The 26,101-nt window shown below is 64.6% G+C and carries 26 protein-coding genes; 16 read left to right on the forward strand and 10 right to left on the reverse strand.

Annotated elements, in window-relative coordinates; genetic code table 11:
* Positions 1-67 precede the first annotated feature (67 nt).
* Positions 68-1,633 (reverse strand): ABC transporter substrate-binding protein, encoded by a 1,566-nt coding sequence (locus RXV90_RS24360; protein ID WP_316652763.1) that lies wholly within the window; start codon positions 1,631-1,633, stop codon positions 68-70.
* Between the two features lie 253 nt (positions 1,634-1,886).
* Between RXV90_RS24360 and RXV90_RS24365 the strand changes: the two genes are divergently transcribed.
* Positions 1,887-2,138, forward strand: coding sequence for a hypothetical protein (locus RXV90_RS24365; protein WP_316652765.1), 252 nt, complete (start codon positions 1,887-1,889; stop codon positions 2,136-2,138).
* Positions 2,139-2,199: 61 nt separating this feature from the next.
* On the opposite strand, the gene RXV90_RS24370 is transcribed toward RXV90_RS24365, so the two are convergent.
* The 5 genes from RXV90_RS24370 to RXV90_RS24390 form a co-directional block, all read right to left on the reverse strand.
* A complete protein-coding gene (locus tag RXV90_RS24370) occupies positions 2,200-2,505 on the reverse strand; it encodes a nitrile hydratase accessory protein (protein ID WP_316652767.1) in 306 nt (101 codons plus the stop codon).
* Positions 2,492-3,148: a nitrile hydratase subunit beta gene (gene nthB, locus RXV90_RS24375; protein WP_316652768.1), complete on the reverse strand. Its 657-nt coding sequence runs from the start codon at positions 3,146-3,148 to the stop codon at positions 2,492-2,494. Before nthB ends, RXV90_RS24370 begins: the two co-directional genes overlap by 14 nt.
* Complete coding sequence (gene nthA, locus RXV90_RS24380; RefSeq protein ID WP_316652770.1) at positions 3,145-3,756, reverse strand: nitrile hydratase subunit alpha; 612 nt, start codon at positions 3,754-3,756, stop codon at positions 3,145-3,147. The genes nthB and nthA overlap by 4 nt, the downstream gene beginning before the upstream one ends.
* 82 nt (positions 3,757-3,838) lie before the next feature.
* Entirely contained in the window at positions 3,839-4,528 is a 690-nt protein-coding gene (locus tag RXV90_RS24385) for a cupin domain-containing protein (protein ID WP_316652772.1), read from the reverse strand.
* Between the two features lie 96 nt (positions 4,529-4,624).
* Positions 4,625-5,080 carry an SH3 domain-containing protein gene (locus RXV90_RS24390; protein WP_316652811.1) on the reverse strand — a complete coding sequence of 152 codons (456 nt, stop codon included), beginning with the start codon at positions 5,078-5,080 and terminating at the stop codon, positions 4,625-4,627.
* Between the two features lie 167 nt (positions 5,081-5,247).
* On the opposite strand from RXV90_RS24390, the gene RXV90_RS24395 reads away from it, so the two are divergent.
* The 14 genes from RXV90_RS24395 (at position 5,248) to RXV90_RS24460 (ending at position 19,177) form a co-directional block, all read left to right on the forward strand.
* Complete coding sequence (locus tag RXV90_RS24395; RefSeq protein ID WP_316652774.1) at positions 5,248-6,234, forward strand: 2-hydroxyacid dehydrogenase; 987 nt, start codon at positions 5,248-5,250, stop codon at positions 6,232-6,234.
* 54 nt (positions 6,235-6,288) lie between these two features.
* Complete coding sequence (locus RXV90_RS24400) at positions 6,289-6,918, forward strand: hypothetical protein (protein WP_316652776.1); 630 nt, start codon at positions 6,289-6,291, stop codon at positions 6,916-6,918.
* The gene (gene ybgC, locus RXV90_RS24405; protein WP_316652778.1) at positions 6,915-7,316 is read left to right on the forward strand and encodes a tol-pal system-associated acyl-CoA thioesterase; all 402 of its coding nucleotides are present in this window, start codon (positions 6,915-6,917) and stop codon (positions 7,314-7,316) included. The genes RXV90_RS24400 and ybgC overlap by 4 nt, the downstream gene beginning before the upstream one ends.
* 103 nt (positions 7,317-7,419) lie before the next feature.
* On the forward strand, positions 7,420-8,118 hold the full coding sequence (gene tolQ / locus RXV90_RS24410) for a protein TolQ (protein ID WP_316652780.1): 699 nt from the start codon (positions 7,420-7,422) through the stop codon (positions 8,116-8,118).
* Positions 8,118-8,588, forward strand: coding sequence for a protein TolR (tolR, locus tag RXV90_RS24415; protein WP_316652782.1), 471 nt, complete (start codon positions 8,118-8,120; stop codon positions 8,586-8,588). Before tolQ ends, tolR begins: the two co-directional genes overlap by 1 nt.
* Before the next feature lie 7 nt (positions 8,589-8,595).
* Complete coding sequence (locus RXV90_RS24420) at positions 8,596-9,684, forward strand: cell envelope biogenesis protein TolA (RefSeq protein WP_316652785.1); 1,089 nt, start codon at positions 8,596-8,598, stop codon at positions 9,682-9,684.
* A complete protein-coding gene (tolB, locus tag RXV90_RS24425; protein WP_316652787.1) occupies positions 9,681-11,000 on the forward strand; it encodes a Tol-Pal system beta propeller repeat protein TolB in 1,320 nt (439 codons plus the stop codon). The genes RXV90_RS24420 and tolB overlap by 4 nt, the downstream gene beginning before the upstream one ends.
* Positions 11,001-11,087: 87 nt before the next feature.
* Positions 11,088-11,597, forward strand: coding sequence for a peptidoglycan-associated lipoprotein Pal (gene pal / locus RXV90_RS24430; RefSeq protein ID WP_316652789.1), 510 nt, complete (start codon positions 11,088-11,090; stop codon positions 11,595-11,597).
* A gap of 5 nt (positions 11,598-11,602) precedes the next feature.
* Positions 11,603-12,421 carry a tol-pal system protein YbgF gene (gene ybgF, locus RXV90_RS24435; RefSeq protein WP_316652791.1) on the forward strand — a complete coding sequence of 273 codons (819 nt, stop codon included), beginning with the start codon at positions 11,603-11,605 and terminating at the stop codon, positions 12,419-12,421.
* A 13-nt stretch (positions 12,422-12,434) separates the two neighbouring features.
* A complete protein-coding gene (gene tilS, locus RXV90_RS24440; protein WP_316652793.1) occupies positions 12,435-13,652 on the forward strand; it encodes a tRNA lysidine(34) synthetase TilS in 1,218 nt (405 codons plus the stop codon).
* An 86-nt stretch (positions 13,653-13,738) separates the two neighbouring features.
* Positions 13,739-15,661: an ATP-dependent zinc metalloprotease FtsH gene (ftsH, locus tag RXV90_RS24445; protein ID WP_316652795.1), complete on the forward strand. Its 1,923-nt coding sequence runs from the start codon at positions 13,739-13,741 to the stop codon at positions 15,659-15,661.
* Positions 15,662-15,795: 134 nt separating this feature from the next.
* A complete protein-coding gene (locus tag RXV90_RS24450; protein ID WP_316652797.1) occupies positions 15,796-17,472 on the forward strand; it encodes a formate--tetrahydrofolate ligase in 1,677 nt (558 codons plus the stop codon).
* A gap of 92 nt (positions 17,473-17,564) precedes the next feature.
* Positions 17,565-18,467 (forward strand): bifunctional methylenetetrahydrofolate dehydrogenase/methenyltetrahydrofolate cyclohydrolase FolD, encoded by a 903-nt coding sequence (gene folD, locus RXV90_RS24455; protein ID WP_316652799.1) that lies wholly within the window; start codon positions 17,565-17,567, stop codon positions 18,465-18,467.
* Positions 18,468-18,526: 59 nt separating this feature from the next.
* Positions 18,527-19,177 (forward strand): CDGSH iron-sulfur domain-containing protein, encoded by a 651-nt coding sequence (locus RXV90_RS24460; RefSeq protein WP_316652801.1) that lies wholly within the window; start codon positions 18,527-18,529, stop codon positions 19,175-19,177.
* Here the strand turns inward: RXV90_RS24460 and RXV90_RS24465 are convergent.
* From RXV90_RS24465 to RXV90_RS24480, 4 genes are all read right to left on the reverse strand, one after another.
* Positions 19,174-19,593, reverse strand: coding sequence for a PaaI family thioesterase (locus RXV90_RS24465; RefSeq protein WP_316652813.1), 420 nt, complete (start codon positions 19,591-19,593; stop codon positions 19,174-19,176). The genes RXV90_RS24460 and RXV90_RS24465 overlap by 4 nt on opposite strands.
* Before the next feature lie 10 nt (positions 19,594-19,603).
* Positions 19,604-20,287: a ligase-associated DNA damage response endonuclease PdeM gene (gene pdeM / locus RXV90_RS24470; protein WP_316652803.1), complete on the reverse strand. Its 684-nt coding sequence runs from the start codon at positions 20,285-20,287 to the stop codon at positions 19,604-19,606.
* Between the two features lie 38 nt (positions 20,288-20,325).
* The gene (locus tag RXV90_RS24475; RefSeq protein ID WP_316652805.1) at positions 20,326-22,764 is read right to left on the reverse strand and encodes a ligase-associated DNA damage response DEXH box helicase; all 2,439 of its coding nucleotides are present in this window, start codon (positions 22,762-22,764) and stop codon (positions 20,326-20,328) included.
* 234 nt (positions 22,765-22,998) lie between these two features.
* A complete protein-coding gene (locus tag RXV90_RS24480) occupies positions 22,999-24,309 on the reverse strand; it encodes a P-loop NTPase family protein (RefSeq protein WP_316652807.1) in 1,311 nt (436 codons plus the stop codon).
* A gap of 138 nt (positions 24,310-24,447) precedes the next feature.
* On the opposite strand from RXV90_RS24480, the gene RXV90_RS24485 reads away from it, so the two are divergent.
* Positions 24,448-26,031 carry a hypothetical protein gene (locus RXV90_RS24485; RefSeq protein ID WP_316652809.1) on the forward strand — a complete coding sequence of 528 codons (1,584 nt, stop codon included), beginning with the start codon at positions 24,448-24,450 and terminating at the stop codon, positions 26,029-26,031.
* Positions 26,032-26,101 lie beyond the last annotated feature (70 nt).

Raw genomic sequence — 26,101 nt, forward strand, 5'->3', positions numbered from 1 at the left:
CTCACCCGAAGAGTGTTGGAACTACTTCAGGGCTGCCGGATATGTCTCAGGTTAAAGGCCGGATGCTTTAGTTGATCGTCACCCAGCGGAGGATGAAGAAATCGTCCGGCCGCTGCGTCAGAGAGACATTCGACTGAACGCCCCAGAGAAGCGGCTGGATGTAGAGCGGCACATACGCGTGCTCCTCCTGGAGGATAGCGGCATATTCGTCGAGCATCGCCTGGCGTTTTCCGTCGTCGATTTCAGACTGGATCATGGGCAGAAGCTCGTCGACCCGCGCGTTTGAGTAGCCGCCGAAATTCCAGCTTCCGAGACGCTTCTCTTCGTTCGGTGTCGCGGCGAGGAAGCGCATGGGGTGTTCGGCATCGAAGGTGCCCGGCGACCAGCCAAGAAGGTACATGTCGAAATTATCGGCGCGAAGCTCGGGCCAGTAGTTCTGCACCGGCATGGCGTCGAGCTGCGCCTCGATCCCGACCTGGGCCAGCATCGAGACGACGGCCTGGCAGACGGCTTCGTCGTTCAGGTAGCGGTTGTTGGGGCATTTGAGCCCGAAGCCGAACCCGTCGGCATGGCCCGCCTCGGCCAGAAGCGCGCGGGCCGCATCGGGATCGTAGGCCGGCCGTTCGGCATTGCCCGCGGAATAGCCCCGCATGGCGGCAGAGACGAGCTGGCTGGCCGGTTCGGCATTGCCGCGCATGATCGTCTGCAGGATCGCGGGCACGTTGATGGCATGGGCCACGGCGGCGCGCACCCGCGCATCCCTGAACGGGTTCGGCTCTCCCGCACTTGCGCCATATTTGATGGTGTCGTGGTCATGGGCGAAGCCAAGCATGATGACGCGGGCCTCGATGCCCTGGATCACGTTCACGCCGTCCTGACTGGAAAGGCGCTGGGCGTCCTGGATCGGCATCGGGTTGATGAAATCGACATCGCCCGACAGAAGCGCTGCCACTGCGGTTGCGGGGTTCTGGATCGGGGTGAAGGTGGCGCGGGTGATGTTGTGCTCGGGCGTGCCCCACCAGCCGCCGAAGGGTTCGACAACCGTCTGCAGGCCCGGCTGCCGGTCGACGAGGCGGAAAGCGCCGGTGCCGTTGGCGTTCAGCGTGGCGTAGTTGCCGTTTTCCTTATCGGGCCTTTCGGCCCCGTTCGCGGCCGCCCAGCCCGAATCCATCATCATCCAGTTCGCGATCGAATCCGGGAAGATCGGGTTCGGGGCGGATGTCATGATGTCGACGGTGTAATCGTCGACCGCGATCACCTCGCTGACCGGGGCGAACCATGAGCGCGTGTCGGAGGCCTCGGAAGAGGCCCGCTCGTAGGAGAAGATCACGTCTTCGGCGTTAAAGGCGCTGCCATCATGAAAGGTCACGCCCTGACCGAGCGTGAAGCGCCAGCCTTCCCCTTCGCCGATCGGCTCCCATGACGTGGCAAGCGCGGGTTCCACGGTCATGTCCTTGCCGCGGCGCACGAGGCCCTCGTAGACGTTGTTCAGAAAGCCCAGAACCGGGGCGGAGTTTACCGCATGGGGATCCATCGTCTGCGGATCCGTTGTGCCCGCCCAGCGGAACTCGTTCGCCGTGGCGCCGGAGGCCAAAATGGTGGACGCCAGCAGCGTGGCGGCAAAGATGCGCATGATCGTCTCCCTGATCTGTCTAATTGAAACCCGGTGTGTCAGGCTGTCGCAGGCACGGCAAGCGGCATCACCGCTTCGTGAACCGAACCCCGGCCAAAGCAGGTTCCGTGCGAATGGTTGGGTGCGGCTTTGCCAGTGGCATGTCCCAGTTCGCGCCTTACCCAAATTGATTTGACAGGTTCCCGGAGGCGCAGCGAGTATTCTTCTGTTCAGACAGAGCAAAATGCATCTGCGGAACTCAATGGGGGACAAAATGAAAGTACGGGATATCACGGGAATTATTGTTGTTTGTTCGGCGCTTGCGTTTGCGTCGGCTGCCGCGGCAGAACATTCCCATTTCGTCGAGACGCCTGGTAAAACCGTTTCAGACGTTGGAAGCGGACAAACGTCGATCAGCGACGCGTCGCACGGCGGATTTCACAAGTTTCATGAGAACGTTCACATCGGGAAGCCTGGAACGGCGACGTCGAACCCGAGGAACCCGGTGAAAATCGGCAAGAACTAAAGGCGCGCGAAGACCTCGGTTGTCTTGCGGAGGGTGGCTTCGCCATCCCGCCGTCGGCGACTTACGGCAACTCCGCTGCCGAAAGAAGGATCGGCTGCCCGTGCGGCGTGTTGCGGGCGGCGGCCTGCCAGCGCTCGGTAAGCGCCCTGATCTCATTCGTGCCTGAGATCCCAGCGGTATCGAGCAGCGCGACAAGCGTTTCGGACCAGATGTTCCAGTAGGCGTCCGCGCTCGCATCCTGGACCCGGGGGCCGAAGGCTGCAGCCCAGTCCGACCAGGTGAAGGCGCCCGTTTCGTTCAGCGCAACGGTCATGGCGAAAAGCTGTGCCTGCCAGGGCTCGTCGAAAGGTGCTTCAGGCGCGGTCAAGATAGGGCTCCCAGGCCTCGATGCTGACTGTAAGCGTCGGGTCTGCGCCAGCGCCGTAGAGTTCGGTCGCGGCGAAACGGACGGTGTAAAGAGGGGCGGGCGCCTCACCCGCGAATTGCGCGTTGCTGTCGGGGAACACATGCGCGCCGTGGCAGGCGGTCACGACGCCCTCGCAGCCGCGGGCATAGGCCGGCAGGCGGGTGTGGCCCTTTGGCTGGTGGTTCCGGGTGCGCACCCTGTCGCCCACGACGAAGCGTGGATCGGGCCCGGGGCGGTCGTATGGGCTGCCGGAGGCCAGCACGGCCGGGACGGCCTTCGCCTTCAGGCAGCGGTCGGTTCGCCGCCCAGGTGCAAGGGCGCGACCTGCCGCCAGTTCCTCGGCCGTGATCTCCCCGGCGTCCTCGAGCAGGTGTTCAAGCGCGCGCAGCCAAATCTCGTAATAGCTTGCATTGTAGTAAACCGCTGGCGGAAGGCTTTCGCGCGCATGCCGCGAGGCATCCATGTTCCAGTGACCAAGCGCGCCGGCCGCAAGCGTAACGCCGAGGACGCGCTTTTCCCAATCAGCGTGAAAGCGAAGGGTTTCGTCCTCAGGCACGACGGGGCCGAAGCCATGCTTTCCGCCCAGATCCTGCGGGCCGTTCATTCGGCGTCCGGACGGTGCGGCTGACCGCAGCCGATCATGCTGTCGCGGGTGACGAGCGCGGCGAGTGCTTCTTCGTCCAGTCCCCCGGTGCCGGGCGGGCGTTCGGGGATCACGAGGTAACGGATTTCGGCTGTCGAATCCCAGACGTCGATGCGCGTGTCTTCGGGCAGGGTAACGCCAAATTCCGACAGCACCGCCCGGGGCTCGCGCACGGCACGGGAACGGTAGGCGGGCGCCTTGTACCAGGCCGGCGGAAGGCCGAGCACGGGCCAAGGATAGCAGGAACAAAGCGTGCAGACGACGAGGTTGTGGGTTTCCGGCGTGTTGAAGACGGCAACCATGTGCTCGCCCTGCCGGCCTTCGAACCCCATCGAGGCGATGGCGGCACTGGCATCCTCGGCAAGCCAGGTTGCGAAGCACGGATCGCTCCAGCCCCGCGCCACGACGGCGGCGCCGTTCCGCGGCCCAACCCTGTTTTCGTAGGTGTCGATGATGACGTCGACGGCGGCCGGGTCGATCAGGCCCTTTTCGACAAGGATCGTCTCGAGTGCCCGAACGCGGGCGGACATCTCGTCGAGTTCGTTGTCGGGGTGGGGGTGATCGTGCATCGTCGGCTCCCTCGGACGAAATCAGTATGTGCGGGAGCCGGGCGAATTCCAAGCCGCGGGCCTCGATGCAGGGGTGGCGGTCCTAGCCGTCCGCCGCGCCTCCGGGAACCCGTATGTGCCGCAGATGCCCCGTCTTGATCCAGTAGGTCAGCCCGTCGGGCCCCGCGATCAGGGAAAGCGCATCTCCGTCCGGAAACCTGAGCCAGGTGCCGCGTTCGATCCTCGCTCCGCCCTCGCTGCCATTGCCCGACAGAATCAGAAGCTCCGCCCCGCCGTCCACGGCCCAGGCTGCCGCAGCACCCGGTGCAAGGCGCTCCATCGCCACGCTTTCCTCCGCGTTCTCGAAAAGCGGAGTCACGGTCACGCCGGGGCGTGCCGGGTCTTCCTCGGCCGGCGCCTCGTCCATCGCCGTGCGCACAGGCACCTGATCGTCCTGATCGAACTGCCAGAGCTTCACTAAGATCGTACAGCCGGGCGCAGAGCCGGGCGTGTGCGACGTGCCCGGCGGGTTCCGCACGTACGTGCCCTTGGGATAGTCCCCGTGCTCGTCCTGGAAGACACCGTCAAGCACTATGAACTCCTCGCCCCCGCCATGGGTATGGGCGGAAAACGCACTGCCTTTGGCATAGCGCACGATCGAGGTGGCGCGTGCGACCTCGCCGCCGATCCGGTCCAGCGGGCGGCGGTCGACCCCGGCCATGGGTGAGGGCGTCCAGGCCATTTCTTCGGTGTCGAGGCGGACACGTTCGCTAAAATCGGCGTTGATCTTCATCGGGCCAGTTCCGTCGATTGCGTTTCGGCAAACCTAAGGTCGGGGCCATGGAGTTGAAAGCCCCGGTTCACCGGACTGTGACGGTCGGCGCGTCCCTCAGTCGCGGATTTCGTCGGGCTTAACGCCCCAGAGGTTCGATTTCTCGACCCAGCCGCGATGGCCGTCGGCGCTGATCCGGCACCAGCTTTCCGAACAGGCGCCAAGCCGCGCCACGACGCCGGCCTCGGCATAGGCATTCACCGTTGATCCCTGCTCGGGCTTGATCAGAAGCGGAACGAGATCTTCCGTCACGATGACCGTGCGGGCGCCGGACAGAAGTGAATAATGCATCCATCCCCCCGCGCCCTCGGCATCCTGCACCCGCCGCCAATGCCCGTATTCGTCAGTGACCATGAGCGGCATGGCGCGGCGCTTGAATACCCAGTCGATCCGGTGGGAGAGGGATGGCCCGCGGCGCACATTGCCCTCGGGCGCTTTCAGAGACACGAAACGCGGGATCGGAAGGTTGGTGACAGATCCGCGGGATTCGTCGGCACAGAGAGGCGCCGCCATACCGCCAAGGGCGCAGCACAGCGCGAGAAGGCCCACAATCGTTTGGCGCCGCCCGTTCATCGAATACCCGTTCGCCGGAGCGTCGTTTGTCATGGCTTGTGCCGCGCCCCGTTCCTTGTCAGTTTGCCTGCGACGCCGGACGAACGGAAGACCCAAGGAGGATCTAAATGGCAGGCAAGGGCCTTAGTGTTGTCGTCACGCGACGGTTGCCCGAGCCGGTCGAGACCCGGATGAAGGAGCTCTTCGACGTTACCTTGCGCACCGGTGACACGAAGATGTCGCGCGAGGATCTGGCGCTGGCGCTGAAGGGCGCCGATGTGCTCGTACCCTGTGTGACCGACCAGATCGATGCGGCTCTTCTGGCGCAGGCGGGCGACCGGCTGAAGCTGATCGCGAACTACGGGGCCGGGGTCGATCATATCGATGTGCAGTCGGCCCGGCAGCGCGGTGTTCTTGTGTCGAACACGCCGGGTGTCGTGACCGAAGACACCGCGGACATGACCATGGCGCTGATCCTGTCTGTGATCCGGAGAATCCCCGAGGGTCTTCAGGTGATGCAGAAGGGTGAATGGGATGGCTGGGCCCCCACGGCCTACATGGGCGGCCGTGTCGGCGGCCGGCGGCTTGGCATCCTCGGCATGGGCCGGATCGGGCAGGCGGTGGCGCGGCGCGCGGCCGCCTTCGGGATGCAGGTGCATTATCACAACCGCCGGCGGCTTCGCCCCGAGATCGAGGAAGACCTGGGTGCGACCTACTGGGAAAGTCTCGACCAGATGGTGCAGCGGGTGGATGTGATCAGCGTGAACTGTCCGCATACGCCCTCGACCTTCCATCTGTTGAACGCGCGGCGTCTGAAGCTGATGAAACCCGACGCGGTGATCGTGAACACCTCGCGCGGCGAAGTGATCGACGAGAACGCCCTGACCCGGATGCTGCGGGCTGGCGAGATCGGGGGCGCGGGGCTCGATGTGTTCGAACACGGGCACGAGATCAACCCGCGGCTTCGGGAGCTTCCGAACGTCGTCCTTCTTCCGCACATGGGCTCTGCCACCATCGAAGGCAGGATCGAGATGGGCGAGAAAGTCATCATCAATATCAAGACATTCGAGGATGGCCACAGGCCGCCGGATCTCGTGGTCCCGGCGATGCTGTGAGGCGGAGGACGGCGCGCCTTGTGGGGCAGGCCCCGCTCAGGTAGGCCGGAAGTCATGACGCCCGAAGATACAGAGGCCCTCTTCACCCGTTCCGACGGATTCTATGCTTTCGCGCGCTGGGGGCGGCCAATCGTGCCCGTGGTGTTCGGGGTCGAAGACGCGACGCTCGCCGTCGTGAAGGGGGCGATCGAGGCGGTGGTGGCGCTTGCCGGGCACAGAATGGCCGAAACCGACCCCGAGCTTGGCGCGAACCTCATGGTGTTCTTATTTCGCGAGTGGTCCGAACTGGGCGAGGTTCCGCACATGGACAGGCTTGTTCCCGATCTCGCTGATCTGATCCCCCGTCTCGAGGCGGCGGGGGCCAACCAGTATCGCTTCTTCCGGTTCGACGAGGCAGGGGCGATCCGGGCCTGTTTCGTGTTTCTGAGGATGGACGAGGAACTGATGGCGGTCTCCGCCGAAACCCTCGCGCTCAGCCAGGTCGTGCAGTCGATTCTCCTCTGGTCCGACCTCGCGTTCCGAGACCGATCGCCTCTGGCGCAGGTGGGGACGGATGGCCCCGCACTTCTTCGACCGGATATCGCCGACGTGATCCGCGCGGCCTATGACCCGACGATGCCCGCCGCCGCCGCCGATCCCGCGCACGCGCTCAGGCTGTCGGCCCGGACGGAGCGCGCGCAATGAGCCATGCTTTCCCCGTCCGCGTCTATTACGAAGACACCGATCTTGCCGGGATCGTCTATTATGCCAACTACCTGAAGTTCATCGAACGGGCGCGCACCGAATGGGTGCGCGGGCTCGGCATCGATCAGACCCGCCTCAAGGCCGAGGACGATGTCGTCTTCGCTGTGCGCCGGGTGGTGGCGGACTATCTGGCGCCAGCGCTGTTCGACGACGAATTGACGGTGGAAACGTGTTTCGTCTCCCATACCGGCGCACGGATCATCCTCGATCAGAGGGTTCTGCGCGGCGATGCGGTGCTCTTCACTGCCGAGGTCACGCTCGTCGCACTCACCGGTACGGGCCGGCCGACGCGGCTTCCGGCGAATGTTCGCCAGCTTATGGAAAACGCCGCGTCATAGTTTGCCGATCAAGCGTTCGTGTTGGCGTTCGCTCTTTTCTTCCGCTATGATCGCTTTCAATCAATGCCGCGAAAAGTGGCACCGGTACAGTCAGAGCAGGCTTATGGAAACCGAAACGCTCGCGCTTGCGCAGGAGATTGATTTCTCCATGTGGTCGCTGTTCATGCGCGCGACCTTCACCGTGAAACTCGTGATGATCGTCCTCCTCATCGCCTCGTTCTGGGCGTGGGCCGTGATCATCCAGAAACTCATCGATTACCGTCGCGCCCGCCGCGAGGCGCAAATGTTCGATATGGCCTTCTGGTCGGGCGAACCGCTTGACGATCTTTACCGCAAGATCGGGGATACGCCGCGAAGTCCAACGGAACGTGTCTTCGTCTCGGGCATGACGGAGTGGGAGCGAAGCCACCACGACGATGGCCGGCTTATCGCTGGGGCGCAAAGCCGGATCGACAGGTCGATGGATGTCGCCATCGCCAAGGAGGCGGAGGATCTTCAGAAGGGCCTGCCGCTTCTTGCCACTGTTGGTTCGACTGCACCGTTCATCGGGCTGTTCGGCACGGTCTGGGGGATCATGCATGCCTTCGTCGAGATCGCGAAGGCGCAGAATACGAACCTCGCGGTTGTTGCGCCGGGGATCGCCGAGGCACTTCTGGCCACGGGTCTCGGGCTTCTCGCGGCGATCCCGGCGGTGATCTTCTACAACAAGCTTTCGGCCGACAGTGACCGCATCGTCGCCGGCTACGAGGCCTTTGCCGACGAATTCGCCACGATCCTTTCGCGCCAGCTGGACCGCAGCTGATGGGCGCGGGCGTCATCGCGAAAGAGGGCAGCGGCGGGCGGCGGCGGAAGCGCGGCCGTGCGCGGCCTATGGCGGAGATCAACGTTACGCCTTTCGTGGACGTGATGCTGGTGCTCCTGATTATTTTCATGGTGGCCGCGCCGCTTCTGACGGTGGGCGTGCCCGTCGAGCTTCCGAAAACCGCCGCCGAAGCCCTGCCGTCCGAGCAGGAGGAGCCGCTGACGGTCACGATGACCGCGGAAGGCGCGATCCAGATCCAGACAACGGATGTGCCCGAGGGTGACCTGATCCCGCGGCTTCGGGCCATCGCCTCGGAACGCAGCGACGACAAGATCTTCCTCCGGGCCGACGGGGCCATCCCCTACGAGCGGGTTATGCAGGTGATGGGGGCGCTCAATGCAGGCGGTTTCCAGTCGATCGGGCTGGTGACGGATACCGGGGGCCCGCGTCTCGACGGGCGGGACGGCTGACACAGACATGTCCACCGGGGCCTATATCTCGGGGGTCGCGCATCTGGCCCTCATTCTGGCCTTGCTTCAGGGCTGGGTCTTTGACCGTTCGCGCCTGCCGGAGATGACAGTGGCGGATGTCTCGGTCATTTCGGCAGAGGAGTTCGCGGCCCTGACGCGCCCCGACGCCGCCCCGCAGCTGACACAGGAGGCTGTGACGCCTGAAGCGCCCACGCCCGATGAGGCGCCAGAAGTGGCCGCCCTGCCGGCGCCTCCCGAGGTCACTCCCGAAGCGGCGCGGCCCGAGGAGCCGGTGGCCGACGCACCGGCAGAGCCCCTGCCGACGCCCGAGCGGATCCCGGATGCAGAGGTGTCCGACACGCTTCCACCCGTCGAGGCGCCGCCGGTGCCCGATGATCGGCCGGACGCGCCGGTCGAGGCGACGCCCGCACCTGCGCCCAGGGTCGCCCCCGAGGTTGCGCCGCCCTCGCCCGAGATTGAAACCGCCCCGCAGGTTGTCGAACAGACGACTTCCACGCCGTCGCCAGAGCCGCCTGCGCCCGTCGAGGAAGCCGCGGCACCAGAAGAGGCGACGACCGAGATCGTGACCGAGGCCGAAACGCCGACGCTCGCGCCGTCTTCTGCGCCCCGGCCCCGCACACGCCCCGAGCCCCCGCGTGTCGCCGAAACCGCACCCGAGGCCCCCGCCCGTGATTCCGTTGCTGACGCAGTGGCCGATGCCGTTGCGGCGGCGGTGGCAGAGCGCCCGGCGGACACACCCGCCGCGCCGGCCGGCCCCCCGCTCAGCTTCGGCGAGAAAGAGGCGCTGCGCGTCGCTGTCTCGCAATGCTGGGACGTGGATGTGGGCGGCCGTTCGGCGGATGTGACCGTGACTGTCGCCATCGACATGAATCGCGATGGCACGGTCGTGGGCAACCAGGTGCGCCAGGTTTCCGCCACCGGCGGCGACGCGAACGCACAGCGCACGGCCTTCGAAAAGGCCCGACGCGCCATTCTGCGCTGTCAACGGGGCGGCTTCCCCCTGCCGGTTGAAAAATACGCCCAGTGGCAACAGATCGAAATGACCTTCAACCCCGAAGGAATGAGGCTGAGATGACCATCTTCCGCATACTCCTCGTGGCCCTCGTCGCGCTCGCGGCCCCTCTGCACGCACAGAACGGCCCGCTCCGGATCGAGATCACCGAAGGGGTGATCGAGCCGCTGCCGATCGCCATCTCGCCCTTCCTTGCCGAAAGCCCGGCGGCGGCCCCTTACGCGCGGGATATCTCGGCGCTCATCGGCCAGAACCTCGCAGGCACCGGGCTCTTCCGGGAAATCCCGCAATCGGCCTTCATCAGCCAGGTCACGAATTTCGACGCGCCGATCCAGTATGCGGACTGGAAGGCGATCAACGCACAAGGCCTTGTCACCGGGTCGGTTTCCTTGACCGCCGACAACCGGGTTGCGGTGAAATTCCGCCTGTTCGATGTCTTCTCCGGCGCGCCTCTGGGCGATGGCCTGCAATTCGCCGGTGCGCCGGGCGACTGGCGGCGGATCGCGCACAAGGTATCCGATCAGGTCTACAGCCGAATCACCGGCGAGGGCGGCTATTTCGACAGCCGCGTCGTCTATGTGCAGGAAACGGGCCCCAAGGATGCCCGCGAAAAGCGCATTGCGGTGATGGATTACGACGGCCAGAACGTGCGTTTTCTGACTGACGCGGCCTCCATCGTTCTTGCCCCCCGCTTTTCGCCGCAGGGCGACCGGGTTCTGTACACAAGCTATGAAACAGGATTTCCGCAGATCTACGAACTGAACGTCAATACCGGCCAGCGGAGGCCACTGAACGTTCCGGCGGAAACCATGACCTTCGCGCCGCGCTATGCGCCTGACGGGCAGACGGTGGTGTTCTCGCTGGCCGAAAACGGGAACACCGACATTTATTCCCTTGTCCTGGGGACCAGTCAGCTGCGCCGCCTGACCTCCGCCCCATCGATCGAGACAGCCCCGAGCTTTTCGCCCGATGGGCGCCGCATCGTGTTTGAAAGCGACCGTTCGGGCACCCAGCAGCTTTACGTGATGGGTTCGGACGGGTCGAACCCGCAGCGGATCAGCTTCGGGCCCGGTCGCTACGGCACGCCTGTCTGGTCGCCTCGGGGCGATCTGATTGCATTCACGAAGCAGAACGAGGGCCGCTTTCATATCGGCGTGATGCGCACCGATGGATCGGAAGAACGCCTTCTGACGGCATCCTTCCTCGACGAGGGCCCCACGTGGTCGCCCAACGGCCGGGTGATCATGTTCACCCGCGAAACCTCGGGTGCCCAGGGCGCCCCGGCGCTTTTTTCGGTGGATATCTCGGGCCGGAACCTCAGGCGTGTGCCGCTCGATGGCTCCGCGTCCGATCCGGCCTGGTCGCCGCTTCTGCCGTGACCGCGTGATATTCCCTAACAGCCCGGCGAGTGATATCAGTAAAACCAACAAACAAAGACCGAGCAGTCTAAAGACAGGAAACACCCCATGACACTCACTTCGAAGGCATTGCTTCTTATCGCGGCCGGCGCACTCGCGGCCTGTTCGACCTCGGCCGACCGTTTCGGAGCGGGCGGGTTCGGCAGTGGCGCGGGCGGGATTGATCAGACGGGGCTCGGCGATCCGACCTCGGTCGCGTATTTCCAGAGCCAGGTCGGCGACCGCGTGCTCTTCGTCGTAGATACCTCGACGCTGACACCCCAGGCGGAAGAGACGCTCCGCGGGCAGGCCCAGTTCCTGATGGCGAACGGCGACTATACCGCGATCATCGAAGGCCATGCCGACGAGCGCGGCACGCGTGAATACAACCTTGCCCTCGGCGCCCGCCGCGCGGCCTCTGTCCGCGACTTCCTCGTCGCGCAGGGCGTGGCGGCGAACCGGCTGCGGACTGTCACCTACGGTAAGGAACGCCCGCTTGAAATCTGTTCCGAAGAGGCCTGCTACGCCCAGAACCGCCGCGCGGTGACGGTTCTCGGTGCCGCTGGCCTGGGAAGCTGACGGCGATGCGCCGCGTCGCTCTTTCCTTCGCGCTTACGCTCGTCCTGGGCGGGGCGGCGCTTGCGCAGGATCGCGACCAGACGCTTGCGGATATCCGGCAGGAACTTTCGGTGCTTTACGTCGAGATCCAGGGGCTGAAGCGCGAACTTTCGACCACTGGAAGCCCCGGAAACCTGAACCTGCAGGGCACTTCGGCGCTCGACCGGATCAACGCGATGGAAAGCGAGCTTCAGCGGCTGACGGCGGCGACTGAAGTGCTGACGAACCGCTTGAACCGGATCGTACAGGACGGAACCAACCGGATCGGCGATCTCGAGTTCCGGCTGGTCGAGCTTGAGGGCGGCGACATCAGCCAGCTTGGTGAAACGACGACGCTTGGCGGCGAGGACGCCAACCTGCCCGTCGCCGATCCTACGCCCCCTAGCGCCGGAGCACAGCTTGCCATGGGTGAGCAGGCGGATTTCGACAGGGCGCGCGAGGCCTTCGAGTCGGGCGCGTACGAGAATGCCGTAATCCAGTTCGCGACCTTCACCGAAACCTATCCGGGCGGCGCGCTGGCGGCAGAGGCGCATTACTGGCGCGGCCGGTCGCTTGCGGCCATGGGCAATACCTCGGGTGCGGCGCGCGCTTATCTGGAAAGCTTTTCGGGCAATCCCTCCGGTGCGGCTGCGCCCCTGTCGCTTCTCGAACTCGGCCTTTCGCTCGATGCGCTGGGTCAGGTAAACGAGGCCTGCGTCATGCTGGGCGAGGTGACGTCGCGCTTCCCCGGTTCCGCGGCCTCGACCGAGGCGCAGGTGGCGCGCGCCGATATCGGTTGCTCGTAGGCGCCCGGATGACGTGGCGGGGCTGATCTCTCCCGATACGGTGGTGCCGCGCCTTGGTGTGGCGGTGTCCGGCGGAGCCGACAGCCTCGCGCTCCTTCACATCCTTCAAGAGGCGGGCGGGGTCGATCTTTTCGCCGTCACCGTCAATCACGGGCTAAGGCCCGAAGCGGCGAGCGAGGCCTTACACGTGGCCCGGATCTGCGAAGGGCTTGGCATTCCCCACGATGTGCTCGAATGGAGCGGCTGGGACGGAAAGGGAAACCTGCAGGATCAGGCGCGGCGAACGCGCTACCGCTTGCTGGCCGACTGGGGGCGGAAACGCGGCGTCGATGCAATCGCGCTTGGACACACCCGCGATGATGTCGCCGAAACCTTTCTGATGCGCGTTGCCCGAAGCTCGGGTGTCGATGGTCTCGCGGCCATGGCCCCCCGGTTCGAGCGCGACGGAATGGCGTTTATGCGCCCGCTTCTCGACCGGGGACGCGCGGAACTGCGGGAGATTCTGGTCGAGCGCGGCGTGCGCTGGGTCGAAGACCCATCGAACGAGGATACGGCCTTTGACAGGGCCCGGATTCGCGCCGCCCTGCCGGGGCTTGCTCCGATCGGGCTGACGGTGGACGTGCTGGCGGAAACGGCGGCGCATCTTCGTGACGCGTCCGATGCGCTGAACGAGATCGCGGTGCGCTGGATGGCGGAAAACCTGCGCCTCGCGGCCGGCGATATCCTGTTCGACCGTACTGCGCTGTCGCGACAGCCGCTCGAGATCAAGCGGCGGATCGTGGGGCGTTCTTTGCAATGGGTCGCGTCCGAGGAATATCCGCCCCGCGGCGCGGCACTGGGGCGCGTTCTTGCGGCCCTTTCCGGCGAATCCGAAGGCCGGAACCTCACGCTTCACGGCTGTCACGTGATGGTCAGCGACATGACCTTTCGCATCACGCGTGAATTCGCCGCGGTCGCGAGGCTTGAGACGGTGACCGATGCGCCCTGGGACGGTCGCTGGCACCTCGACGGGCCACATTTACCCGGCCTTGTCGTCCGTGCATTGGGAGATGATCTAACTCATTGCCCAGATTGGAGAAATACGGGCGTACCGCGCGAGTCGCTCCGCGCGTCGCCGGCGATCTACGAGGGTGACACGCTGATCGCGGCTCCGGTCGCTGGCTTGACGGAAGGCTGGACGGCCACATGCGGCGAAAAAGAAGACGTGATCGCAGGTCTCGTCCCACATTGAACATATTCAAACGGTAGCTATCTTACCCTAGAAGTCCCGGGCGCCTGCCGCGCGAGGCCGGACGCCGCATACTTGGGAGAGTTTTCTTGGGCAACGCACGCAACATCGCCTTCTGGGTCGTTCTCTTTCTTCTGATCCTGGCGCTCTTCAACCTCTTCTCGGGCGGGCAGCCGAACATGTCGACCCGCACCGTCAGCTTCTCGGATTTCGTGGAAGCTGTCGATAATGGCGAGGTGTCGACAGCGACCATCGATGGCGAGCGGGTCGTTTTCCGCGATGAAACCGGCACGGATTTCGTGACCATCCTGCCCGATGGCGTCGATGTGACCGACCGGCTGATCGAGAACGGTGCGACGGTAAACGCGCGCCCGCAGGAACAGTCGGGCTTCACCACCGTGCTGATGAGCTTCCTGCCCTTCATCATCCTGATCGGTGTCTGGATCTATTTCATGAACCGGATGCAGGGCGGCGGACGCGGTGGCGCCATGGGCTTCGGCAAAAGCCGTGCGAAGCTTCTGACCGAGAAGCACGGGCGCGTGACGTTTGACGATGTCGCGGGTATCGACGAGGCCAAGGAAGAGCTTGAGGAAATTGTCGAGTTCCTGCGCAATCCCCAAAAATTTTCGCGGCTTGGCGGCAAGATTCCGAAAGGCGCGCTGCTTGTCGGCCCGCCGGGTACGGGTAAGACGCTTCTTGCCCGCGCGATTGCGGGCGAGGCGGGTGTGCCCTTCTTCACGATCTCCGGTTCGGATTTCGTCGAGATGTTCGTGGGCGTCGGCGCCAGCCGTGTGCGCGACATGTTCGAGCAGGCGAAGAAGAACGCCCCCTGCATCGTCTTCATCGACGAAATCGATGCCGTTGGCCGGCACCGTGGCGCAGGCTATGGCGGCGGCAATGACGAACGCGAGCAGACGTTGAACCAGCTTCTGGTCGAGATGGATGGTTTCGAGGCGAACGAAGGCGTCATCATCATCGCCGCCACGAACCGCAAGGACGTGCTCGATCCGGCACTTCTGCGGCCGGGCCGCTTCGACCGTCAGGTCACGGTGCCGAACCCCGATATCAAGGGGCGCGAAAAGATCCTCGGCGTTCATGCCCGCAAGACGCCCCTTGGCCCCGATGTCGACCTGCGCATCATCGCACGCGGCACGCCGGGCTTTTCCGGTGCGGATCTTGCGAACCTCGTGAACGAGGCGGCGCTGATGGCCGCCCGCGTTGGCCGCCGCTTCGTAGTGATGGAGGATTTCGAGAACGCCAAGGATAAGGTCATGATGGGCGCAGAGCGGCGTTCCATGGTTCTGACCGCCGAACAGAAGGAAAAGACGGCCTATCACGAGGCCGGCCACGCGATCGTGGGTCTTTCGCTTCCGAAATGCGACCCGGTCTATAAGGCAACGATCATTCCGCGCGGCGGTGCGCTCGGCATGGTCGTCTCGCTGCCCGAGATCGACCGGCTGAACTGGCACAAGTCTGAGTGCGAGCAGAAGCTTGCCATGACCATGGCCGGCAAGGCGGCCGAGATCATGAAATTCGGGGAAGAAAACGTCTCGAACGGTCCCGCCGGTGACATTCAGCAGGCCTCGAGCCTCGCGCGGGCCATGGTCCTGCGCTGGGGCATGTCCGACAAAGTCGGGAATATCGACTATGCCGAGGCGCATGAAGGGTATTCCGGCCAGACGCCCGGTTTCTCGGTCTCCGCGCATACGAAGGAGATGATCGAGGACGAGGTGAAGCGCTTTATCGATGAGGCCTACCAGACCGCGAAGTCGATCCTCGAAGAGAAAGAGGATGAGTTCGAGCGCCTTGCGCAGGGGCTTCTCGAATACGAGACGCTGACCGGCGACGAGATCAAGCGCGTCATCAAGGGCGAGCCGCTCGACCGTGGCGATGACGAGGACGACGAACCAACGCAGGGCAGCGCCCCTTCGGTGACGGCAATTCCGAAAACCAAGCCCCGTTCCAAGCCCACAGGCGGCGATGGCGGGCTGGAGCCGGAACCCACCGCCTGATTGCCGCGTCTCCGGCGCGTCATGCGCCGGAGCCTTCGCGGACGCATCCAGAACGCGAGAGGTCGAAAAAAGACCTCATCCTATCCCCTCGCCCGTGTATGCGGAGGTACGCCGCCAGCGAGGGAATGAGGAACATGGCCGTCAAATCCGACATCGAAATTGCGCGTGAAGCGCAGAAACGCCCGATCCAGGAGATCGGCGAAAAGCTGGGGATCGGGACCGATGCGCTCCTGCCCTATGGCCATGACAAGGCGAAGATCTCGCAGTCGTTCATCGACAGTGTGAAAGACCGCCCGAACGGCAAGCTGATCCTCGTGACAGCGATCAACCCCACCCCTGCCGGCGAGGGCAAGACGACGACCACGGTGGGGCTTGGCGACGGCCTGAACAAGATCGGCAAGAAGGCCATGATCTGTATCCGCGAAGCCTCGCTTGGCCCGAACTTCGGTATGAAGGGCGGGGCCGCCGGTGGCGGATATGCCCAGGTCGTGCCGATGGAGGAGATGAACCTTCACTTCACCGGCGATTTCCATGCGATCACCTCGGCCCACAACCTTCTGTCGGCGATGATCGACAACCACATCTATTGGGGGAACGAGCAGGACATCGACCTGCGCCGCGTTGTCTGGCGCCGAGTTCTCGATATGAACGACCGCGCGCTGCGCGACATCGTGACGTCGCTGGGTGGCGTCGCGAACGGCTTTCCACGGCAGGCGGGCTTTGACATCACCGTAGCCTCCGAAGTGATGGCGATCCTCTGCCTCGCCACCGACCTAGCCGATCTGCAGAAGCGCCTGGGCGACATGATCGTGGCCTATCGCCGCGACCGTTCGCCCGTTTATGCGCGCGACATCAAGGCTGACGGCGCGATGACGGTGCTTCTGAAGGACGCGATGCAGCCGAACCTCGTGCAGACGCTCGAGAACAACCCCGCCTTCGTACATGGCGGGCCGTTTGCGAACATTGCCCATGGCTGCAACTCGGTGATCGCGACGAAGACCGCGCTGAAACTTGCCGATTACGTGGTGACGGAAGCGGGCTTCGGCGCCGATCTTGGGGCCGAGAAGTTCATGAACATCAAGTGCCGCAAGGCGGGCCTCGCACCCGATTGCGTGGTGCTTGTCGCGACCGTGCGTGCGATGAAGATGAACGGGGGCGTGGCGAAGGCCGATCTCGGATCGGAAAACGTGGACGCCGTTAAGAAGGGCTGCGCGAACCTCGGGCGGCACATCGAGAACGTGAAATCCTTCGGCGTGCCGGTCGTCGTTGCGATCAACCATTTCATCACCGACACCGATGCAGAAGTGGCGGCGGTCAAGGAATTCGTCGCGGGGCAGGGGGCCGAGGCCTTCCTTTGCAAGCACTGGGCCGATGGCGGCGCGGGGATCACCGAGCTTGCGACCCGCGTTGCCGAAGTGGCCGATAGCGGCGTGTCGGAATTCGCGCCGATCTATCCAGACGACATGCCGCTCGCGGAAAAGATCGAGACGATCGCGAAGAAGATCTACCGCGCCGACGCGGTGGGCATGGATCAGAAGATCCGCGACCAGCTGAAAGCCTGGGAAGATCAGGGCTATGGCAAACTGCCGGTCTGCATGGCGAAGACGCAGTATTCCTTCTCCACCGATCCCGGCCAGCGCGGTGCCCCCACCGGCTTCGACGTGCCGGTGCGGGAGGTGCGACTATCGGCTGGCGCAGGCTTCGTCGTTGCGATCTGCGGAGAGATCATGACGATGCCCGGTCTGCCGCGCGTGCCCTCGGCTGAGGCGATCAAGCTGAATGCCGACGGCGACGTGGAAGGTCTGTTCTGACGACGGGGGTGCGGCCCGCGCGGGGCATCGAGCCCCGCACGGGCCGCGCGCCTCCGGCGGGAGTATTTTTGCCAAGATGAAGGGGTGAAGCCTTGGGTGCGGAGATCATCGACGGAAAGGCCTTCGCGGCCGGGATCCGGGAACAGGTGGCGGGCCATGTCGCGCGGTTGAAGGCCGAGCACGGGATCACACCCGGCCTTGCGGTGGTGCTGGTGGGCGAAGACCCGGCAAGCCAGGTCTACGTGCGTTCCAAAGGCAAGCAGACCGTCGAAGTCGGCATGAAATCAGTGGAGCACAAGCTCGACGCCGACACTTCGGAGGCCGATCTTCTGGCACTCATCGCCGATCTGAACGCCGATCCGACGATTCACGGGATCCTCGTGCAGCTTCCGCTGCCAGGTCATCTGGACGAAGACCTTGTCATCAACGCGATCGATCCGGCGAAGGACGTGGACGGCTTCCACATCTCGAATGTGGGGCTTCTGGGTACGGGGCAGAAATCCATGGTGCCCTGCACACCGCTTGGCTGCCTGATGATGCTGCGTGACCATCACGGGTCCCTCTCGGGGCTGGATGCGGTGGTGATCGGACGCTCGAACATCGTCGGCAAACCGATGGCCCAGCTATTGCTCGGCGACAGTTGCACCGTGACCATCGCGCATTCGCGGACAAAGGATCTGCCCGGCGTGGTCCGCCGTGCCGATATCGTCGTCGCTGCCGTGGGCCGGCCCGAAATGGTGCCGGGCGACTGGATCAAACCAGGCGCGACAGTGATCGACGTCGGCATCAACCGGATCGACGCACCCGAGAAGGGCGAGGGCAAGACCCGCCTCGTCGGGGATTGTCATTTCGAAAGCTGCGCTGCCGTTGCGGGAGCGATCACGCCGGTGCCGGGGGGCGTGGGTCCGATGACGATCGCCTGCCTTCTGGCCAACACGCTGACCGCCTGCTGCCGGGCGAACGGGCTTCCTGAGCCAGAGGGCCTGACCGCGTGACCTGAGCGCGATCCGCGCTATCCTTTTCACGACGTCCCTGATCTGGAGAGGAGCGTGTCATGGGAAAGCCCAAGAGCTACGCCGGTGAAGACATCGAAGTCAGCTTTGACATGGCGCGCTGCATCCATGCGCGGAATTGCTTTCTGAAGCTCCCGCATGTCTTTGATCCCGACCGCCGCCCCTGGGTCGATCCCGATGCCGCGCCGCCCGAAGAGATCGCCGCGATGATCCGTACGTGCCCCTCGGGCGCGCTGACCTATCGTCGCCTCGACAATCCGGCGGAGGAAACGGCGCCGGGAATCAACCGCGCCGCCGTTCTGGAGAACGGCCCCAATGCGCTGCACGGTTCACTCGTGGTGGATGGGGAGCCGATGGTGCGCGCAACGCTCTGCCGCTGCGGGAAATCGAAAAACATGCCGTTCTGCGATTACTCCCATGTCGAGGCCGGGTTTCAGGCGACGGGGGAACCCGCTCCCTCGGGCAAGGATGCACCCGGCGAAGATCCGTGCGCGACGCTTCAGATCATTCCCTGCGAGAACGGGCCGGTAGAGGCGCGCGGACCGCTGGAAATCACCTCCGGCACCGGGCACCGCCTGCATCGTGGCACGCGGGCCTTTCTGTGCCGTTGTGGCCAGTCGAAGAACAAGCCGTTCTGCGATGGCTCCCACAAGGAGGCCGGCTTCGAGGCGCCGGGGCCCAAGGACGGCTAGAGGGCCGTGGGCACCATCGTGCCGAGGAGCGTGGCGACATGGCGGTCTGCGCCATCCCCTTCGGCATAGACATCGGCCGATACGACGCAAAGCCGCCGGCCCGGCTTGATCACCTTGCCCTCGGCGCGAAGCCACGTTCCCGCCGCGGGCCGGATCAGGTGAATCTTCATTTCAGAGGTCAGGACCTCGACGTCGGCGGGCATCACGCTCAGCGCGGAATAGCCCGCCGCACTATCTCCGACAGAGAATGTGAGACCGGCATGGGCGAAACCGTGCTGCTGCCCGGTCTCCGGCCGGATCGGTACCCTGACTGTGCAGAACCCCTGGCCCAGGTCGGTGAGTTCCGCCCCAAGCGTGCGCATCAGCCCCTGCGCGGCAAAACTTGCCTCGACCTTCATGCGAATCTCTGGCGTCAGATCCACTTGTCTATTCCGCCGCCATCAGGGGCATCGGCACGCGGCGCACCGGGTCTCCGAGAAGGGCTGCCTGGGCTCCGGGCTGGAACAGCCGTTGCAAGGCCGGATCGGTCCAGCGCAGGCCACCGGTATATGTCCCGTAGGCGGGCAGGATCACGCGCCGCTCATCCCAGAGGAAACAGCGCCGGCTGACCAAGCGGCCCCGTGCGCTGATCTCAGCCTTCGGGTGATAATGGCCCGAGACTTCTCCGTCGCCCGTGGCCGTCGCGATGTGGCGGAAGACAAGCGGGCCGAGGGCAAGCTCGGCCAGATGCGACCCGGCGAGGGAGACGGGGCCGGGATCGTGATTGCCCTCGATCCAGATCCAGCGCCGCCCGGCCTGAAGCCGCGCGATCCAAAGCCGTTCCTCCTCGTCGAGGCTTTCGGCCGCCGCGCGATCGTCGAAACTGTCACCGAGGCAGATGATCATCCGTGCGCCCGACCGCTGCAGATCCGTTTCGATCCGGAACAGCGTATCACGCGTCTCATACGGGGGCAGAAGCGTGCCTGCCCTCCGGGCGATACGATCCGACTTCCCGAGATGCAGATCGGAGACGACGAGAAGACGCTCCTTCGCCCAGTAAAGCGCTCCGGAGGGCAGGGGGGTCAGAACCGCCCCGCGAATCTCGATATGGCAGGGATCTTGCCTGTTCATGCTTCGTTCGTGCCGTGCTTTGCGCCCGGGCGCAACCCTCAATAGGGCACGCGCCACTGCCGCCTCGGCGGATCGGCCCCGCCGATGCCGGCAGCGTCCAAAAGACGACCGACTTCTTCCTGCAGAAGCCGTTCGGTCGCCTCGCCCTGCACGGGCACGCGGCCCGGCTCAAGAAAGAGCGGCGCAGAAAGCGGTGTGACCCGATCAAGCGCCACGTGATCGATCCGCCCCGCCGTGCGCGCCAGCATCTCCTCGATCCGCCCGAAGTCGACGAGGCCCCGCAGCGCCTCTTCGCGTGTGATCTGCAGCATCAGGTGATCGGGATCGTATTTCACCAGCGTCTCATAAAGGATGTCGGACGAGAACGTGGCCTGACGCCCGGATTTCCGCGTGCCCCCGGTATTCCGTTCGAGAAGCCCCGCGATAGTGGCTGAGGCCTTGAAGGTACGCTTCATCACGGCATTGCCGGTCAGCCAGCGGTCGAAACCTGCGCGCAGGGCCTTGGGCTCGAACAGGGGCGCGGGGTCGGCCACCCGGTCGAGCCCCCAGATCAGTACGGCATAATCGGTGGAGACGAAGCCCATGGGCGCCAGTCCTTCCTCCTCCATCCGGCTGGTAAGAAGAAGGCCCAGCGTCTGCATCGCGTTTCGGCCCGCGAAGCCATAGACGCACATCTGCTGACGCCCGTCATGGGGGAAAGTCTCGACCAGGATCCGGTCGGCTTCCGGGAGTTTCGAGCGTTCGCGCTGAAGCTTCAGCCATCCGCGGGTGTGATCGGGGAGTTCCGGCCAGTCCTCTTGCTGGAACATCCTGAGAATGCGCTGGCTAAGCTGTGTCGAAGTGGCGAATTTCGTGCCCATGAACGTCGCGATCTTGGGCGGCTTGTCGGCACGCCGCGTCACTTCCACCGTCATCTGGTTGAGGCCCTCGTAGCGCACCACCTGACCGCCGATCAGAAAGGTATCGCCGGGTGTCAGGCTCGCGGCAAACCCTTCCTCGATCTCGCCCAGGGGCCGCCCGCCCATCCGGTTCTTCAGCCGCACCTTCAGCGTGTCGGTGTCCTGAATCGTACCCAGGTTCATGCGAATCCGCGTCGCCGCGCGCGGGTCGCGCAAGGCCCAGCGCCCGTCTGCGCCCTGCTTCAGCCGCTGCCACCGGTCATAGGCGCGAAGTGCATATCCCCCCGTTGCCACGAAATCGAGGCAGGCGTCGAATGCCTCCCGGGACAGATCCGCATAGGGCCCGGCCTGCCGCACCTCGGCGTAAAGCACATCCGCGTCGAACGGCCCCGCGCAGGCGGCGATGAGCATCTGCTGACAAAGCACGTCACGCGGGCCCGGGCCCCTTGGGTCACCGTCAAGGTCGTGGGCCTTCACGGCTTCGAGCGCAGCCACGCATTCCACCACCTCGAACCGGTTCGCCGGCACCAGAAGCGCCTTCGACGGCGCATTGTAGCGATGGTTGGCACGCCCGATCCGCTGCACCAGGCGCTTCACGTTCTTCGGTGCGCCGACCTGGATGATCAGGTCGACATCGCCCCAGTCGATCCCGAGATCGAGTGTGCCGGTACAGACGATCGCGCGCAGCGCGCCCGCCACCATCGCGGCTTCGACCTTTGCGCGTTGCTCGCGCGCGAGGCTTCCGTGGTGGATGCCGATCGGCAGGCTTTCGTCGTTCTGAAGCCAGAGCTCGTGAAAGAAGATTTCGGCCTGTGCCCGGGTGTTGTGAAAGATAAGCGTTGTCTTGTGCGCCTTCACGGCGTCCAGAACCTTCGGGATCGCATATTTCCCACCGCCGCCGGACCAGGGCGGCATCTCTTCCGTTTCGAGCATCCGGATATCGGGTTGCGGCCCCGGATCGGCGGTCACGATGGCGCAAGGATCGGGATGGCGTGCGAGGAAATGCGCGATGGCCGCCGGATCTTCCACCGTGGCCGACAGGCCGACACGCCGAAGCCCCGGGCATATGCCCTCGAGCCGGGCGAGCCCCAGCATAAGCTGATCGCCCCGCTTCGATTCGCTAAGCGCGTGGATCTCGTCGACGACGACGCGCTTCAGCCCCCGGAACATGCGGGGCGCGTCCTCGTAACTCAGAAGCAGCGCCAGGCTTTCAGGCGTCGTCAGCAGGATATGCGGCGGATCGGCCCGCTGCCGCTTTTTCTGCGTCGCACTCGTGTCGCCCGTGCGATCCTCCACGCGGATCGGAAGGCCCATTTCCGCGATCGGCGTTCCCAGATTGCGACGGATATCTGCCGCCAGTGCCTTCAGGGGCGAGACGTATAGGGTGTGCATCCCCTGATGCTCCCCTGCGGCCAAGTCGACGAGGCTCGGCAGGAAGCCCGCCATCGTCTTCCCGCCACCTGTCGGCGCGATCAGAAGAAGCGACGGCTCCCCCGCCCGCGCCAGCATCTCGCGCTGATGGGGGTGCATCGACCACCCGCGGGCGGCAAACCAGTCGTGAAACAGGGCTTCGGACATCAGGGGTAACCTATCCCCTTCCGCGGATGCGGCAATCATGGGGCGATGGCGTCCAGATGTTCATCTAATGTTCTCCCCGTCAACACCCGAGGTCGCAGAACCCCGCCCGCCGCCCGGCTCGATTTCACGCTCCCCGACGGGAAAGGGCGGCACCCGAACCGGGCCCGCCTTTCATTTTGGCAAAAATACTCCGGGGAGCGCGAGGGGCTGGCCCCTCGCTCCCGCCCGCCCGTGTCAGCGCACGATCGCCTCGTCCTTGACGAACATGTTCGCCCAGGCGCGGTCGATCAGGTCCGGGCTCATCTGATAGGGGATCCCTTCGAACTCGCAGATCGAGATCATCTGGTCGATCAGGAAGATCGGCTGATAGTTCGCATAGATGCTGTCGATCTCGGGATACTTGTTCTTCATCAGGTGAACGAGCGTCTCCTCGTCCAGCGGCATCTTCCGCTTCTTCGCGACCATGGCGAAGATCTTCAGATAATCCTGCTGGTTCGGCCCGTCGATCTTGATCTTGAAGAAGATCCGGCGCAGCGCCGCCTTGTCGAAGATCTCGTTGGGGTGGAAGTTGGTGGAGAAGATCACCAGCGTGTCGAAGGGCACCTCGAATTTCTCACCCGATTGCAGGGCGAGGATATCCTTGCCTTCTTCCAGCGGAACAATCCAGCGGTTCACGAGCGCCTGGGGCGGCTCTTCCTGGCGACCAAGGTCGTCGACGATGAAGATCCCGCCGGTCGATTTCAGCTGCAGGGGCGCCTGGTAGGTGCGCGCCGTGGGGTTGTAGACGAGATCGAGCATCGACAGCGACAGTTCACCGCCGGTGATCACCGTGGGACGTTCGCACAGAACATAGCGCGTGTCGTACCGCCCCGACGTGCGGCGCAGCGAATTCGGGTCGTCCACCTGTTCTTCGGCGGCCGAATGCACGATCGGGTCATAGACCGTGATCACCTGGCCTGCATATTCGATCGCGCGCGGCACATAGATCTTGTCGCCCAGCGCGTCGCGGATCCCGTTCGAGATCGACGACTTTCCGTTGCCCGGAGGGCCATACATCAGGATCGAGCGGCCTGCGCTCACTGCGGGGCCGAGGTGATCCATCAACTCGTCGGGGAGGATCAGGTGGCCCATGGCCGCGGTCAGCTGATCGCGGGTGATCTGGATGTTCCGGATCGATTGCCGTTTCACCTGCTCGCGGTAGACGTCGAGCGGCACGGGCATCGCGCCGTAGTATTCCGACTGCGCAAGCGCATCGAGGGCGCGGCTTTTCCCGGCCTCGGTCAGCTGATACCCCATTTCGCCGCCGGAGTTCGCGTGCAGGGTACCCGTCGCCTCGACCAGCTTCTGTTCACGGGCCAGGTCCACGAGTTCCTGGGTGACCGACACCGGCAGACAGATCGACTTGGCCAGCTCCGTCACCATGTCGAGGTTCATCCGGAACATCGTTTTCAACAGGATGTCCCGCATCATCACGATGGGAAGCTGCATCTCCGCCATGCCACGCGGTGCCGGCGGAGCAACGACATTCGAGGTCTGCATATTCATGGTGCGCCCGGGTCCTTTTTCACACGCATCGTGCCGCGCCGGACATACCCCGGGGATTATGCGTCCGGGGTCCGACAAACGGCGTTCTCGACGGCACATTGACCCGCTATTGTGGCCAAAAAAGGGAAAGAGAGAGGGATGAGCGGGCCAAACCCCACAAAACTTGGCTTGATTCTTACGGGTCTCGTGCTGGGCGCGACCGGCCTGATCTTTCTTAAGGGCGGGATCTATACCAACAATCACGCCGGTGACGTTCTGCACATGATGGATATCGTGATGCGTATGGCGGCCGGGGAGCGGCCCCATATCGACTTCATGACGCCCCTTGGCTGGCTGGGATTCGCGCCGGTTGTCGCGTTTCTGAAAGCGGGTTTCGCCATGGGCCATGCCTTTGCGCTCGGGCAGGCCCTCATGGCGCTCGTCCTGATCCCGGCGATCCTGCGTGCGTCGGCAAGCCGGTTGCCGCCTGTGACGGGCGGGGTGTTCGCCGCTCTGACGGTGCTTGTCGTCGTGTCGCTGGGTCAGGGCCTCGGCGGCGGCGATCTGTCGGTTTCGATGTTCTACAACCGCTGGGGATGGGCGGTGGCCTTCGTCGCCGTGGTTCTGGCGATGCTGCCCGACCGGGGCAGGCCGCGCCCTGCGCTGGATGGCGCGATTCTCGGGATCGGCCTCGGCGCGGTTGCAATGGTGAAGATCACCTATCTCGTGGCCCTGGCGCCCGCACTGGCGCTCGTCCTGGTCCTGAGGGGCGAACGCGCCATGCTTTTCTGGGCACTCGCCACCGGCACGGCCACCCTTCTCGTGTTCGTCGTGCTCCTTGGCCCTGCGACCATGCTCGCCTATCTTGGCGATCTCCGCGCCGTCAGCGAGGCGCCGCTGCGACAAGCACCCGGGAAGGCGATCAACGATATCCTCGCCTCACCGCTGACCCTCGGTCAGACTGTGGTGACTGTCGGCGCCGCCCTTGCGCTGCGCCGGTCGGGGCGCCGGATCGAGGGATTGGGGCTTTTGATCCTGTTCCCGGCCTTTACCTTCCTCACCTGGCAGAATTTCGGAAACGTGCCGTTCTGGCTGATCCCCGTTGCGGCCATATTCGCCGCTCTCTGGGACAGGGATCGCTCTTTGCGTGTCGCAGGCGCGGGCGCGATCGGGGCGGGTATCCTCGCGCTGCCCGTCGCCTTCGTTCACTCGGTGACGCCGCTCCAGCATGTCGCGACACGTGCGGATCTCTTCGTTCCGGTTGTGCCGGGCGTCGCGGCACTGGCCGATATTTATCAGCCTGCGAACCAGGCCTTTCTCGTACAGACCTCGCGGGATCTGAACGGGCCGGAAGAGCCTTATCCGGCGGACGATCCGCGCATCCGCCGCCCGCTCGATGCCGAATTCGCGGGCCGGCGTTTTCCCGATTGCACGGCGCAAAGCGGCCTTCAGGCCGCCTTCGCGCGACAGGGGGCCGATATGCCTGCAGAGGCGCAGGTTCTTGTTGCCGATATCCTGTCGGTCGTCTGGCTTTACGGGCCGTCCGCCCCGGTTCGGGGAGGAGCGCCCTGGAACTACGGAACGCTCGACGGGGCGGAGACGGCGACCCATCTTCTCGTCCCCGTCTGCCCGACGAGCAACATGGCGCGGGCCTTCGTGCTCGATGCGCTGCGACCCATTGAAAACAACCTCCGGGAAGTCGCCCATCGGGAAACATATACGCTCTATGAAATCGTCCGCTAAAGCATCCGGCCTTTAACCTGAGACATATCCGGCAGCCCTGAAGTAGTTCCAACACTCTTCGGGTGAGTAT

Source organism: Ovoidimarina sediminis (assembly GCF_032586175.1).
GTDB lineage: Bacteria > Pseudomonadota > Alphaproteobacteria > Rhodobacterales > Rhodobacteraceae > Ovoidimarina > Ovoidimarina sediminis.

Coding starts and splice junctions, on each gene's coding strand:
- RXV90_RS24360 (WP_316652763.1), bottom strand. CDS start 1,633: ATGCGCATCTTTGCCGCCACGCTGCTGGCGTCCACCATTTTGGCCTCC.
- RXV90_RS24365 (WP_316652765.1), top strand. CDS start 1,887: ATGAAAGTACGGGATATCACGGGAATTATTGTTGTTTGTTCGGCGCTT.
- nthB (WP_316652768.1), bottom strand. CDS start 3,148: ATGAACGGCCCGCAGGATCTGGGCGGAAAGCATGGCTTCGGCCCCGTC.
- nthA (WP_316652770.1), bottom strand. CDS start 3,756: ATGCACGATCACCCCCACCCCGACAACGAACTCGACGAGATGTCCGCC.
- RXV90_RS24385 (WP_316652772.1), bottom strand. CDS start 4,528: ATGAAGATCAACGCCGATTTTAGCGAACGTGTCCGCCTCGACACCGAA.
- RXV90_RS24390 (WP_316652811.1), bottom strand. CDS start 5,080: ATGGCGGCGCCTCTCTGTGCCGACGAATCCCGCGGATCTGTCACCAAC.
- RXV90_RS24395 (WP_316652774.1), top strand. CDS start 5,248: ATGGCAGGCAAGGGCCTTAGTGTTGTCGTCACGCGACGGTTGCCCGAG.
- RXV90_RS24400 (WP_316652776.1), top strand. CDS start 6,289: ATGACGCCCGAAGATACAGAGGCCCTCTTCACCCGTTCCGACGGATTC.
- ybgC (WP_316652778.1), top strand. CDS start 6,915: ATGAGCCATGCTTTCCCCGTCCGCGTCTATTACGAAGACACCGATCTT.
- tolQ (WP_316652780.1), top strand. CDS start 7,420: ATGGAAACCGAAACGCTCGCGCTTGCGCAGGAGATTGATTTCTCCATG.
- tolR (WP_316652782.1), top strand. CDS start 8,118: ATGGGCGCGGGCGTCATCGCGAAAGAGGGCAGCGGCGGGCGGCGGCGG.
- RXV90_RS24420 (WP_316652785.1), top strand. CDS start 8,596: ATGTCCACCGGGGCCTATATCTCGGGGGTCGCGCATCTGGCCCTCATT.
- tolB (WP_316652787.1), top strand. CDS start 9,681: ATGACCATCTTCCGCATACTCCTCGTGGCCCTCGTCGCGCTCGCGGCC.
- pal (WP_316652789.1), top strand. CDS start 11,088: ATGACACTCACTTCGAAGGCATTGCTTCTTATCGCGGCCGGCGCACTC.
- ybgF (WP_316652791.1), top strand. CDS start 11,603: ATGCGCCGCGTCGCTCTTTCCTTCGCGCTTACGCTCGTCCTGGGCGGG.
- RXV90_RS24450 (WP_316652797.1), top strand. CDS start 15,796: ATGGCCGTCAAATCCGACATCGAAATTGCGCGTGAAGCGCAGAAACGC.
- RXV90_RS24460 (WP_316652801.1), top strand. CDS start 18,527: ATGGGAAAGCCCAAGAGCTACGCCGGTGAAGACATCGAAGTCAGCTTT.
- pdeM (WP_316652803.1), bottom strand. CDS start 20,287: ATGAACAGGCAAGATCCCTGCCATATCGAGATTCGCGGGGCGGTTCTG.
- RXV90_RS24475 (WP_316652805.1), bottom strand. CDS start 22,764: ATGTCCGAAGCCCTGTTTCACGACTGGTTTGCCGCCCGCGGGTGGTCG.
- RXV90_RS24480 (WP_316652807.1), bottom strand. CDS start 24,309: ATGAATATGCAGACCTCGAATGTCGTTGCTCCGCCGGCACCGCGTGGC.
- RXV90_RS24485 (WP_316652809.1), top strand. CDS start 24,448: ATGAGCGGGCCAAACCCCACAAAACTTGGCTTGATTCTTACGGGTCTC.